General features: G+C 44.7%; 11 protein-coding genes. 3 read left to right on the forward strand and 8 right to left on the reverse strand.

The window, feature by feature from the left end; genetic code table 11:
* The 6 genes from AAA946_RS20360 to AAA946_RS20385 all read right to left on the reverse strand — a co-directional run bounded on the left by AAA946_RS20360 (position 1) and on the right by AAA946_RS20385 (position 6,030).
* On the reverse strand, positions 1-1,068 hold the full coding sequence (locus AAA946_RS20360; RefSeq protein WP_338166580.1) for an ABC transporter substrate-binding protein: 1,068 nt from the start codon (positions 1,066-1,068) through the stop codon (positions 1-3).
* Between the two features lie 186 nt (positions 1,069-1,254).
* Positions 1,255-1,935, reverse strand: coding sequence for a hypothetical protein (locus tag AAA946_RS20365; protein ID WP_338166581.1), 681 nt, complete (start codon positions 1,933-1,935; stop codon positions 1,255-1,257).
* Positions 1,936-2,010: 75 nt separating this feature from the next.
* Positions 2,011-2,625 carry a LysE family translocator gene (locus AAA946_RS20370; protein ID WP_338166582.1) on the reverse strand — a complete coding sequence of 205 codons (615 nt, stop codon included), beginning with the start codon at positions 2,623-2,625 and terminating at the stop codon, positions 2,011-2,013.
* Positions 2,626-2,730: 105 nt separating this feature from the next.
* Positions 2,731-3,648, reverse strand: coding sequence for a LysR family transcriptional regulator (locus AAA946_RS20375; protein ID WP_338166583.1), 918 nt, complete (start codon positions 3,646-3,648; stop codon positions 2,731-2,733).
* Positions 3,649-3,701: 53 nt separating this feature from the next.
* On the reverse strand, positions 3,702-5,171 hold the full coding sequence (locus AAA946_RS20380; protein ID WP_338166584.1) for a sensor domain-containing diguanylate cyclase: 1,470 nt from the start codon (positions 5,169-5,171) through the stop codon (positions 3,702-3,704).
* A 166-nt stretch (positions 5,172-5,337) separates the two neighbouring features.
* A complete protein-coding gene (locus AAA946_RS20385; RefSeq protein WP_338166585.1) occupies positions 5,338-6,030 on the reverse strand; it encodes an aspartate/glutamate racemase family protein in 693 nt (230 codons plus the stop codon).
* A gap of 317 nt (positions 6,031-6,347) precedes the next feature.
* Between AAA946_RS20385 and AAA946_RS20390 the strand changes: the two genes are divergently transcribed.
* Together AAA946_RS20390 and AAA946_RS20395 are read left to right on the forward strand one after the other, a co-directional pair.
* A complete protein-coding gene (locus AAA946_RS20390; protein ID WP_338166586.1) occupies positions 6,348-8,219 on the forward strand; it encodes a methyl-accepting chemotaxis protein in 1,872 nt (623 codons plus the stop codon).
* Between the two features lie 706 nt (positions 8,220-8,925).
* Positions 8,926-10,356, forward strand: a complete 1,431-nt coding sequence (locus AAA946_RS20395) for a sodium-dependent transporter (protein WP_338166587.1) — start codon at positions 8,926-8,928, stop codon at positions 10,354-10,356.
* 199 nt (positions 10,357-10,555) lie between these two features.
* Here the strand turns inward: AAA946_RS20395 and AAA946_RS20400 are convergent, their stop codons facing one another.
* Both AAA946_RS20400 and narQ read right to left on the reverse strand, forming a co-directional pair.
* Positions 10,556-11,188 carry a response regulator gene (locus AAA946_RS20400; protein WP_338166588.1) on the reverse strand — a complete coding sequence of 211 codons (633 nt, stop codon included), beginning with the start codon at positions 11,186-11,188 and terminating at the stop codon, positions 10,556-10,558.
* Positions 11,189-11,235: 47 nt separating this feature from the next.
* Positions 11,236-12,945 (reverse strand): nitrate/nitrite two-component system sensor histidine kinase NarQ, encoded by a 1,710-nt coding sequence (narQ, locus tag AAA946_RS20405; RefSeq protein WP_338166589.1) that lies wholly within the window; start codon positions 12,943-12,945, stop codon positions 11,236-11,238.
* Positions 12,946-13,197: 252 nt separating this feature from the next.
* On the opposite strand from narQ, the gene napF reads away from it, so the two are divergent.
* Positions 13,198-13,677 (forward strand): ferredoxin-type protein NapF, encoded by a 480-nt coding sequence (napF, locus tag AAA946_RS20410; protein ID WP_338166590.1) that lies wholly within the window; start codon positions 13,198-13,200, stop codon positions 13,675-13,677.
* Positions 13,678-13,690 lie beyond the last annotated feature (13 nt).

Raw genomic sequence — 13,690 nt, forward strand, 5'->3', positions numbered from 1 at the left:
TTACTTCAATTCCTTCACGATTCGTTGTCGAATTGATAAGCCTACGTCACTCACCACACGATAGGTGTAGCTTTTGTCGATCAATTTTTGGGTTGGGCTTATCACTGGGTCTTGCAAGTACTCTTGTTCTAGGTAGGATTCAATATTTGAATTCGGAGTCGAAAACCAGGCTTGCTGAGCGTTTTGGGCCGCAATATCAGGTCTGGTGAGATACTCAATGGCCATCTTTGTTTGCGGCTTAGTTATAATGCCTGAAGGAACCGCAAGACATTCAACCCATACAAAGGTCCCTTCAGTTGGCACCACGTACTGCCATTCTCCCTCTGAGTGACTACTCGATGCATTCAGTACATAATCATCACCTGAAAAGCCGAATGCTATATCAGTACTCTCAAGCAGCGACGGGTTATCCACGGAATCTAATATATATTCGGTCGAATTTAAAAACGCTCTTTGCTGCTTCAATGCGTCGTAAGCAAGCTTTAAATCATTCTTATCATCCGTAAACGGGTCTTTATTACTGGCAAGTAAAGACGCACCAATAAGATCGATTGGATGGTAGTACATTGATACACGGCCACGATGTTGTGGATCAGGATTGATTAACTGTTTCCACGAAGTGACGGGCTGCTCAAACGCTGATTGTCGGTAAACAATGCCGCTCGTGCCCCAGGCGTAAGGAATACCATAATCACCACACTGCTCAAACCATCTTGCTTCAAATCGATTTTCCAGTTCATGTCTAATTTCAATCAGCGGTTGCATTACTCCCTGCTCCGCCAACATATTTAAACGGACACTTTCAATCACCACAAGATCAATCGAATTGCGCCTCTTACTGAGTAGTAGCTCATCACGAACGGACTCATCGGAAAAGTAGGTTTCTTTTAAATGAAGGTGTTGCTCGTCCACCAAACGCTCGATCACCGCCGGGGACAAAAACGCCTCCCAGTTGTACAAGTGTATCGTCGCCGCTCGATCCGAAGAAGAAGCGTTAGACGCTGCAAATATTGTCAGCCCACCACACAACAGAGTCGATAAACGACAACAGCGATCCACCACTAGCATTGGCTAATCCTTTAGCTATGACATTTCTAAAAGACTAGGACAACCAATGAGGGAATTCGATAAAAGTAGCTTCTCATAGTTGAGAATACTGCCTATCTAAGAGCTACCGAAGCAAGTTTCTTTGTTACTGAATAATATGGGGATAAAAGCACGCCCACAGCCAGAGTGCGAAAGAATTGAGATTCTTTATTTAGGTTCCAGTGGGAGCAACTGGTTCGCCATCTCACCTGTCACCATGTCAATGCTGACATGGTACAGGTTGTCGGGATCCCCATGATGCCTGAAGGTAAACTGATAGCTGTGAACAGGATAGAAAATCGGCACATCTGTAACTTGCTTTAGATCATAACCATCTTGAACAAATACTTCTTGGACCTCGACCCGCGATTGTGCCGCCTCCAACTCTAATTGACGATCATAAGCCGGAGCAACCGACGGGTTGCTAGGATAGCCAGTGCCGTCATATGTCAAAGTACGTAACGAACCATCACTCCATACATAGAGATCTTTCCAGCCATTATGCACTCGATTAGACAACAAGATTGGCACCTCTGTTACCGTCATTCGATGGAGTACAACTCCTTTATCATCGAACAAATACGCCATACAACCGCCTGAGCCACAAAAATAAGGGTCCTGCATCAAGACCATCAACTCGTCACGTCCATCGCCGTTTAAATCAGCGGCACCCGCTAGATATCGGTAATCCTTGTCTCTAGGGTCGAGCTTTTCCGGAACCAATATGTCTTCTACAACCAACCTATCAATATTGTCGAGCGTGAAAACCTCAGGTCGCGGTTCGCTGGTGTATTCATTGCAGCCTTGCATTAAGGCAGCAACCGAAAATAGTACAATGGCTCGCTTCACATCCGTCTCCAACACCCAATAATGATACCTAAGTCTATGAAGATAAACGGGGACTCTCAAGGTAAAATTAAAAAATCACAACGTCGTCACCACACGAACCGCCAGCAAAATCAGCACCAGTCCCGAAACTTGGTCAATTAATTTCGCCTTCGATTTCAGCTTGTTCAACAAGCGTGGTGATGACAACATAAAAGTAATTAACGTGTACCACAGACCATCAACAACTAATGGAGTGAAGACGATGATCGCTTTGTCAGAGACTTCACTACCAACGGCAACAAATTGGCTGAACAACGCGGTAAAGAACAACGCGATTTTCGGACTCAATAGAGAAATGAATAGCCCCTCTTTTGCTGCAACCATTACCGAGACTTGTTTGCCCGACTCTAATCGCTCTACAATCCCACCTTTTGAGCGCAGCGCGTTATAACCCAACCATGCGAGATAAAGCGCACCAAGTAATGAAATTCCTTTAAATACCATAGGAAATTGATGCAGTAACACCGATAAGCCGAGCACTGTCACCAATGCATAAACGCCAATACCAAACGCATGTGCCCAAGCGGTTGCTAGGCCATGCTGTCGTCCACCCGCCAGACTGTGTTTAGCCACAATCGCTAAGCTTGGTCCTGGTGACATCGCTCCCAACAGACAAATCGCTAACAGTGACAACCAAATAGTAAAACTCATAGATTTTCTCCTTCTTTGAGCGTCAATCTACCATCGGCCATCAATGATTTGAAATCACGATTTATCATCATCACCATGATCTAAAATCATACTTATAGCCTAAGGTCAGTCTCGGACGGAGTACATAGAGGTTCGCATATGCGTTAACACTTGTTCCCGCAACCACGTGTGCGCGGGATCTTGATCATACTTGGGGTGCCAAATGAGCCAATAAAGGTGTGTGGGCGGAGTAAAAGGCAAAGAAAAGGAGCGCAACCCCAATGACTGCGCGAGATTGACAGCTATATGTTGAGGCAGCGTTAGCAAACCATCACTCTGTTGCAGCATAGCGAACGCAGAGCTAAAGAAGGGAGTGGAAACCAAGATGCGGCGCTTGAGACCTCTCTCTTTCATCGTTCTATCAAGAAAGCTGTCTTTATCGCCACCCGCAGAAATACGGATATGCGGATAGCGCTCTAAGTCCTCGAAACTCAACTCTGGATGATTGGATAATGGATGCTGCTTGCGCATCACAATCACTGGCAAATCTTCACCTATTTTGCGCGAACTCAAACCGACTGGAGCTTCTGGTAGCATGGTTGATGCAAGCTGTACGTCAGAATCTCCTAACTGCTGCAATAAATTGGGCTCCCAAAGGCGATAGGAAAAGTCCATTAACGGTGCATATTCAGCAATCCGTCCAACCAACTCGGGAAAAATATACTGTGCGACGTAATCAGATGAAGAAAAAGTCAGTGTTTGCTGGTAGAGCTTGGGGTCGAACTCATCACTACCTAGTACGCGATGAATGTTTTCAAGTAACGGCTCCAGCTCTCGGCTGAGTTTGAGTGCACGTGGTGTCAACACATAGTGGCTCCCCTCTCGAACCAATAACGGATCTTGATAAATATCACGTAGCTGGCTCAATTGGCGGCTTACAGCCGATTGCGTTAAATTAAGACGCGTAGCCGCTCGGCTCACATGGCGCTCTGCAAGCAGCACCTGCAATGTGTAAAGGAGGTTAAGGTTAGTTTTACTGTTCATCGGCCTATCTGCTTTATCGAAAGACCAAGATCAAATGTGACTACCCGTCGCGACTACTTAATCGGCTGGGCAACCGGTATTTTTGATGGAAGGTAGTCGATAACTGCTTGGTTCTTCCCTTGTTTTTTAGCAGCATACATGAGTTTGTCGGCCTCATACAGCGTCTCAAAGTCGCCAGCGCTCTGATAAATCACACAACCTACGCTCACTGTTACCCTCTGGTAATCTATTTCCGCAAGCTCTATCTCTCTTACTGCGTCGCAAATGTTCTTTGCAAGCTGCTCTGATGCGCAGGTTATCTGGTCGACAAAAGCGAGAGCAAATTCCTCTCCTCCGATTCTGGCTATGGTTTGAGACTGGCCAGTCAAGCTACTCAGCTTTTCTGCCACGCTCTTAATGACCAAGTCACCTTTCACGTGCCCATAGGTATCATTGATGGCCTTGAAATTATCGATGTCAACGATCATTACTGTCAGGTTACCCTTGAGTTGACCATAGCGTTGCAGCTTTTCAAGAAAGTAACGACGATTCCAAAGTCCGGTTAACGCGTCTGTTTCTGAGAGATGTTTTAGTCTTTGATTGCTTCTCGCCAGCTCTGCTGTGCGCAGCTTTAATGCGAATTTGAATACGAGTAAGTAGCTCGCCACCAGAGCCACAATGATGCCAACGGCCAGTTTCGGCAAATAATCTGGATAGACAGTCGCAATGTACATCCAACGATTGAGTATCCGTTCACGCTCTTGTGCAGTGACCTTGTTGAAACGAGCAATGACACTCCCTAATGCCTGAGCGCGCTGAATAGAAGTCGCATAATACAGGTTTCCAGAGTATAAGTGCTTCACATCTATAAATTGACCACTGGCTCGGGAGGTCGTGAGGTAGTAGTTGGCAACTTGAAGATCGGCAACAAACGCGCGTATACGATTACCCAGCGCGGCCTCGATCATCAAGGCATTGTTAGCAAAATATGTCAGGGCGACATTTGGATAATGCGTTTGCATATATTCAGCTTCATAACCACCGTTCACTACGCCAACGTTGTGATTGTGGTTTCCCTGTAAGAAGGCGTTGGCATCGAAGGTTTGTAAAGAGTGATGAAAGTAAAGCTGAGTATCTATCTGAAACAGCGTACGACCATACGCTAAGTAGCCTGACCGCGCCTCGGACCAAAGTAACCCAGCATGTATATCCGCTTGATTGCGTTTCACTCGATCCAGCGACTCTTTCCAGTCTACCAATTGAAATTCAATCTCGACATTATTGACTTGCCCATAAGCTTTCCAAAAATCCACCAAGATCCCGGCTGGCTGACCTGTGTCATCTATAAATGAATAAGGTTTCCAAGCTTTTGAGTTGGTGACAATTAGACGATTTTCTGAAAACGGTAGATCGACCTGGGACCGTACGTCGTAAACATTCAAATTTTGCGAGTCAGTTTCATCAGACGCGACGGCAACACGACAGATCAAAACCAGTATCAAAGCTAATGACCAGAGCACATTAAACCGGGTCATAATCAACATGTTACACACTCGCAACTACCTAATAAGAATATTATTTATAGCCGCTTATTGTGTGACATGCCTTCCGTATTTTTGAATTTCTCGACCTAGATCGCACAAAGCCAGCTCACCCATCACTTCCTTATAAAAAGCAGGAACATAGGGATCGATCTATAAATTCCCATATTTAACTAAGAGCAAAGTTGACTGCCGCCTCACTGTGAATTTGCGTAGTATCATAGAGTGGAATTCGAGTATCGGATTGCTTTATCAGCATCGCAATTTCTGTACAGCCTAAAATAATCGCTTGAGCGCCACGTGCGGCTAGATCATCAACAATTCTCAAATACTCTTGCTTAGAGGGTGATCGTATCTCGCCTTTTACCAGCTCTTGGTAAATGACATCGTGGATGAGTTTGCGCTGACTATGGATTGGGGTGAGTACATCAATACCAAACTGTTGCTCTAACCGACCTTTGTAAAAGTCTTGTTCCATCGTAAAGGCCGTGCCAAGCAAGCCCACTTTCGAGATTCCATCTTTTGCTAAAACTTGTGCGGTTGTATCGGCAATATGAATGAGAGGAATCGACAGCTTTGCCTCTATCTCAGGCGCCACCTTGTGCATGGTATTGGTACAAATCAACAAAGCATCTGCACCAGCGCTTTGGATTGACTGAGCGGCCTGACTTAAGTGCTCCGCCGCGCCTTGCCAATCTCCTTTGCGTTGCATTGCTTCTATTTCAGCAAAATCGACGCTATAAAGCGCAATCTTGGCGGAGTGAAAGCCCCCTTTCGCCGCTTTTACCCCTTCATTAATCGCTTTGTAGTAGTTCGCTGTCGACTCCCAGCTCATTCCACCAAGTAGGCCAATAGTTTTCATTTTGATTCCTTATCGTCTTCCTAGAGCCTGACTATAACCAAGTGGCTAAGTCATAATCAACGAATTAGTTAAGGAAATTCTTACAGTTACCTTAGGGTTCAAGTAACAAGCGAATCCCTTATTGAGCCTTGTCTCAACGGTAATCAGACCAGTAAAATTACTTACTTAAAATGCTAAAGAATTCTTCTTTGGTACCGATACACTATCTAGCTATACAAAACAGTGTTCTTAATAATAAATTCATTTCATAGCACCTTGTATACATTCAATGTCAGCCAACCAATAGATCAATAGTTTTAGCGAATCTAGGACATAGTATGAAATTTAGCCACAAAATCGTATCCGCTTCAGCGGCATTACTGCTCGTTACCGTCTCAACCTTGGGTGTCACTCAGTTGATTACTGTACGTAGCGAGCTTCAAGATCACATTGATAGCAGCATCCATGAGCTGACTACGGGCATTAAGAACACCATCACGTATGACTTAAATGCCAAGCGTGATATCGCCACTTCCGTGACTGAATCTCTAGAAATCAATCCTGAAAATCGCGAATTCATCACCAACGTCATCACCACTCCTACACTGAAAAGTAGTTTTCAAGCCGTTGGTGTCGGTTATGATGCTGATGGTTCTCTAATTAGTAACGACGGATGGGTACCAGATAGCACCTATGACTCGCGAACACGTCCTTGGTATCAAGAAGCAAAACAAACCAATGGCACAATTATTACTGACCCCTATGTTGATTCATCAACGAAAAACGTCATCATCTCACTTGGCTCTGCTCTCAACGACGACTCCGGTCGCTTTATAGGCAGCGTTGTCTTTGATGTGACTTTAACGACCTTGGCTGATCTCGTGAATCAAACTGACCTGTTTGGTGCAGGTTATTTGTTTGTCGTGACCGGCAAAGGCATGACCATTGCGCACCCTGATAGCAGCTTCAACGGCCAACCAGTGACTAAGTTCGTGCCAGGTATTCAGCTAAAATCAGGCGCTCAGCAGCTTTCTATCAATGGCCAAGATTACCAAGTTAATCTAGTGCAAGTGCCTGAAGAGAACTGGTACGTCGGTGCGATCATTGATAAAAGCATCGCGTTTTCAGCGATCCGTAGCATGCGCAATCAATCGATTCTATTTACTATCTTTGGTCTGATCGTCAGCGTTATTGCGCTAACCGTACTGATTCGCTTCCTAATGCGTCCACTCAATGACCTTAATGCTGCAATTCAAGATGTTGCTAATGGTAACGGTGACCTGACTCATCGTCTTGATACCAATACAGATGAGGAGTTTGCCGAGCTTGCTAAAGGCTTCAATACCTTTACAGGGAATCTACAGCAGCAAATTATTCAGTCGAAGCAAATCTCTACTAAAATCCTCGCATTGACTCAGCAAACGACTGAGGGCGCAAAGCACTCTGCAGTTGCTATGAATACCCAGCTTCAAGAGTTAGAACAGCTCGCTACAGCGATGAACGAAATGGCCAGTACTTCTTCAGAAGTCGCTAACAACGCCCAAGGTGCAGCAAGTGCAGCGCAAGCAGCGGACTGTGCAACTCAAGAAGGTTCAGAAGTCGTACTTGATACCACAAGCGCCATTACTAACCTATCGAATAGTATCGAAGAAGCAGTCATTGAAGTTCAGGGCTTAGAAACAGCCACTGACAACATTGAAACGATTCTGAAGGTTATCAACGACATTGCCGATCAAACCAACCTGCTAGCGCTAAACGCTGCGATTGAAGCAGCACGTGCCGGCGAATCTGGACGTGGTTTTGCCGTGGTAGCCGATGAAGTTAGAACGCTAGCACAGCGTACGCAGGAGTCGACGACAGAAATTCGCAGTATGATTGAACAGCTTCAAGCCGGGGCACACTCTGTCTCAGCAGCAATGTCGCAAAGTAAAGACAGTGCAACACTAGCTGTTGATCGTGCGCAATCAGCCAATGATGCGTTGGAGCGTATTCGTCAGTCCATTGCCCAAATATCTGACATGAACATGCAAATCGCAGCTGCGGCAGAAGAGCAGAGTCTAGTGGCGGAAGAGATTAATGCCAATACCGTTAAGATCAAAGATTTGAGTGAGCAAGTCTCCGAAGCAGCAAGCGGTGCAAATTCTGCTATGACAGAGCAATTTGACAATGTACACCAGCAAGAAGCGATTTTAAGCCGCTTTAAAGTCTGATGACTTATCGCCCCCATTCGACTTGACGAATGGGGGCGAGGCTTATCTTTTCTTTGAGTATTAAAGTTCCCCCTAATCCCCCACTACTACCATCCAAAATCATCATTCAGATTAATTCTCCATACCAATTGGAAAAAACCAGAATTATTAACTACCTTGTAACTAGATATCGAAATATTACATCAAACACTTGGAAAGGATAATTTACACAATAGTCAAAATCTTAATCCACCACCAACATTGACATTCAAAATATCATGATTTCTTCTTTGAACTCACTCAAAAGCAGCGAGTAAACATACATTTTCTACGTGTAATCGCTGAAAAGTTAGTCTAACGCTAGCAATATATATTCACCTCGCAACTACCTACCTTGAAACGTAGTCATGCTAAAAATCTTAAAAACCTCAGAATCTTTGTCTATAATATGCAATGAGGTGACTAGTAAAAAACAGAAATTGGTACTAGTTGTCTAGGATCTTATAGAAAAACATACACCCAACGTTTAAATAGTCAGCAGTTGACAACATTTTTCCTACAAAAGTCAGAAAAAAACACTTTTAAGGGTTCCAACTGCAACCATAAACTGGTTTACTTGTCACTGTTAGCGCGCCTCTACAACTTTTAGAAGGTGTATATAAAAAAATACACACAACGTTTCGGCGCCAAAGTTACGGACAAACACAACAGATTAATTGGAGTTATCGTGGCAACGAGCAACACAAACGCAGCACCCCGCGACAATTGGGGTTCGAAGCTTGGCTTCGTAATGGCCGCAGCAGGTTCTGCTGTAGGTCTTGGTAATATTTGGAAATTCCCATACACAGCAGGTGAAAATGGCGGTGGCGCATTCATCGTTATCTACCTTGCATTTGTAATTTTCATTGGTTTTAGCGTAATGCTGACTGAATTTGCTATAGGTCGTAAGACTGGCCGCAGTGCAGTTGGTGCTTTTAAATCGACAGACGGTCGCTGGACATTTGTTGGGGTAATTGGCGTACTAAGTGGTCTACTTATCATGGGTTTCTACCCTGTAGTAGGTGGCTGGGCGCTGGCTTATGTTCAGAAAGTCGCAACAGGCCTGTTGAGCACACCTGAAGCAATCGGTGATAGCTTTGGTGGTTTCATCACAGATCCTGTGCAACCACTTCTTTGGATGGGTATCTACTTGCTAATGAACATCATCATCGTTAGCCGTGGTATCTCAGGTGGTATCGAGAAAGCAGGTAAAATCCTGATGCCGATCCTATTCCTAATCCTAATCATAGTATCTGTTAAAGGTCTTTCACTACCAGGCGCTATGGCTGGTGTTGAGTTCCTATTCAGCCCAGACTTCTCGAAAGTAGACAGCGGCGTTGTGCTAGCAGCACTTGGTCAAGCCTTCTTCTCTCTAAGTCTTGGTATGGGTTGTATGATCACATACGGTAGCTACCTGAAGAAGAAAGAGAACCTAGTTCAAACTACAGGTATGGTTACGGCAATGGACACGGGTGTTGCTATCCTAGCGGGTATCGCAATGTTCCCAGCAATGTTTGCGCTGGGTATGGAGCCTGCAGCAGGTCCTGGTCTAGTATTCGTAGTTGTTCCTCAGCTATTTGCTGAAATGGGCGGCGTTGGTCTTATCTTCGCACTACTGTTCTTCGTGGGTCTAACGGTTGCAGCTCTAACATCTTCTGTATCTCTACTTGAAGTTGTTGTGTCTTACCTAATCGACGAGAAAGGCCTGAAGCGTTCTACAGCGGTTCTTTCTGCAGCGGCAGTAATGGCAGTACTATGTGTGTTTGCTTCTCTATCACTAGGTGGTGTTGGTCCAACTCTGTTTGACACTGGCGCATTCGATATCTTCGACCTACTGACGGATAAGATCTTCCTAGCGGTTGGCGGTATGCTGGTATGTATCTTCGCTGGCTGGAGACTAAGCCGTGAAGAACTAGAGAAAGAAATCACTAACGATGGTGAAGTTAAGTTCCCACTATTCGGTCTGTGGTACAACCTAGTTAAGTTCGTTATCCCTGTAGCTGTTGCAATCGTAGCATTTGCTGGTATCTCTAGCGGCTTCGATAGTGGTAAAGGCCCTATCATGTTGGTTGGCCTTGGCATCATCGCACTAACGGGTGTGCTATCTAAGAAGCTATAATCCGACATTAACGTCTATCAAGCCCTCACCTCTCGGTGAGGGCTTTTTTGTGCCTCGCGTAAAACATTGCCCTTCAACGCAAAAAATCCCGACACTAGGTCAGGATTTTACTCATCAAAACACGGCTATCTTTTTAAGGTTTCGGCTATCTGCACGCTAAGTTAGATTACCTATGCTTATGCTTACGCTTTCGCAATCTCTATTTCGCTTCACCGTAGCGCTCTAAATACAATATCGTTGCCGCAGTTCTTGAAGGCACTTGAAGCTTTCTCAGCAAACTTTTCATATGCACTTTAACCGTCGATTCAGAAATAAATAACCGATCAGCAATTTGCTTGTTTCTGAACCCTTTCGCCACCTCTTTGAGGATCTGCATCTCTCTTTCAGTAAGTGTCGCAAACACATCACTGACATTAGCGCGTTCACTAAGGTAAGTCTTGATTGCCCCACTGAATGCTTTAGAGCCGTCGCTCAAGCCGCGAAGCAGTTCAACAATCTCATCTGGCTCGGTGTCTTTTAATAAATAGCCATCGGCACCAGCTTTCACTAAAGAGTCTATATCTGCAGGGATATCTGAGACCGTTAGAATCACGATAAACCCTTGAAAGTCATCTTCACGCAGCGCTTTGAGCGTATCTAGCCCCGACATTCCCTTCATGTTGAGATCGAGAAGCACTAAATCAGGCTCTGTCTCTTTGGCCAATGCTACGGCATCTGAACCATTGCTGGCTTCCGCGACAACTTGAAAATCATCTTCAAAGCTGAGCAGCTGACCTATACCTCGTCTCATTAATGGATGGTCATCGACTAGCATGACTTTACATTCGCTCACTGAGTGGCTCCTTAGCTTTGTTGCACTTGTACAGCACAAAAGAGTCTCTATGCTGTATATGTTCGTTGAAACGTAAATCGCACTTCACACCCCTGATTTTTCGAAGAGTGTATCGAAAAATCAGCATTTAATCGCGTGGCGCGCTCTTTCATTATACTCATTCCGTAGTGATCCAGTTTATCTTTTGCCTGGTCGAACCCTACGCCGTTGTCGGTAATTTTAACAGTTACTACTGCGCTGTCTCCCTCAATACAGGAGACCTGAATTTTAGAAGCCTGGGCATGTTTAATCGCATTCAGAACGGCTTCACGAATCAGTTGTAAAATATGAACTTGCTCATTAGCGCCAAGCTCCAGTGATGACATCTGATTGTCTAATTCGATATCTGCTGGCGTTTGACTATCAAGTTGATTCAACATTTCCGTCAGCGCTTCACCAAAAGTGCCCTCTTTAATGGACAGCCGAAACGTCGTGAGCAACTCGCGCAGCTGTATATAAGCATTATCAAGTCCCTCACGTATGTCGTTAAGCACAGCCGAGGAGTAACTCCCCTCCAAGCTGCCTAACTCCTTGGTAATAGAGCGATTAAGTAGTGTAACCTGTATCTTTAAATATGACAGCGACTGAGCTAAAGAATCGTGAAGCTCACGCGCGATCGTTGCGCGTTCTTCCATCAAAATGAGCTGCTCTGTCTGGCGTTGTGATTTGTTGTAATACACCGCTCGCGCCAAGATTTGTACAAAGTTGTCTACGAGCTGCTCATCGGGGCAAGGCAAGCCAAACTGGTATCGCAATTGACCCAACGTTTCCCCGTCAAGTCTAAGTGCTTTAATGCGCTCTGAATTTCCGTTGAATTTACCCTCAGTGGCCACCCAAGGTGTGCCTTCTACTTCAGTGACCTGTAACTCTACAGCGGTAATGCCCTCAATACTGTAGATATAGCTGATAATCGCTCTAAAGTTTTCATGAGAAATCCGAGTGGCGGTCAGTTCTTGTGACGATTGATAAAGCACTTGCAACGATTGATGAGCATGCTGCAACTTGTGAGTTTTCTCGTTTACCGCATCTTCTAACCCTCGGTAGAGCTTACCCAAGTCATCAGCCATATTTTTGAAAGCGCGGCCTAAAATACCAAGTTCATTATCAGAACGTAAATCGACTTTGACATCAAAGTAACGATTTTGAATTTGCTCACTCGCAGAAATTAACTGCCCTAAAGGTCGAACAATCTGCTTGCGCACAAACAACACCACATAAATGGCGACAATAAGAATGCCACCCAATCCAATACCACCAGCCCATGCGAGGCGAATCAGCTTATTTTCTGAGTGCTCTTGGAGTTTCAACACAAAATGGTCAATACCATCCACAAAGTCCTCAACGAGTAACAAATACTGCTGACGATCGTCGCTCATTAAGACCTTTTTCAGTTCGTGCCAACGTACAATGACTTGATAATAATCTTGAGTAATTTCTTCTGGCACATCCCAAGATTGCAGCGCCTTCATAGAGGATGAGTACAGCGAGCGCTCAAATTGCTCGACGTGACTCTGATATTGAGGCGAATCGATTTGAATATCATTGGCAAGCCGATAGCTTTGCATACGCATAGAGCCCGACACATTGACCGCTTCAGCGTCATTTAAGCTAGAAGCCAAAGTCAAAATCGCGAAGTTGGTGGTCATTAGCGACAGCAGCAAAATCAAAATCATCGCTTTCGCTATGGTTCCCGTAACGGATTTTGTCGGTTTTTTCATAATCCATTCATCTCATCAAACTATCAAATGCCCGTAAACACCTTCGTATCCAATAGGCTTTAGTTGAAGGCAACACTATCTATCTATTGTCAGTAATTTATTGATCCAAAACAAGCTTAGCACTCAATTACCTCCTAGGAGGTATTTATACAAATGTGTCGAAAACTACAATTCATATGACTATTAATTAAAGATTGTTAACAGATGGGATTTGCTACACTCTTGTTATTACACATTTCATTGGTGCCATGAATGGTAGATATTGCAAAACGACTTTTGTTTAGACGCAAAGCCATCGATCCTACCCAAATCAGACTCCCTTGGGTCAACAATCTTGAACAGTTTACAGACATATGCACCCGCTGTGGAAAATGCGAGGAAGTTTGTGAAACAGGAATTATCTATAAAGGTGACGGCGGCTATCCTGCTATCAACTTCACAGTTGATGAATGTACCTTTTGCTACAAGTGTGCAGAAATCTGCCCAGAGCCTATATTTAATGGTATCGAGACACAACCATGGAACGCCAAAGCCGTCATTAACGACACATGCTTAGCACATAACAATGTTGAGTGCAGAAGCTGTGGTGATAGCTGCGAAACAATGGCGATTACGTTTAAGTTACGTGCAGGTGGTGTCGCGTTACCTCAATTGGAGTTAGCAGATTGTAATGGATGTGGAGCCTGTGTGTCTCCGTGCCCGACCTCTTCTATCTCAGTGAGCAATGTTTAAAAACAGAATTAAA

Source organism: Vibrio sp. 10N (genome assembly GCF_036245475.1).
Taxonomy (GTDB): domain Bacteria; phylum Pseudomonadota; class Gammaproteobacteria; order Enterobacterales; family Vibrionaceae; genus Vibrio.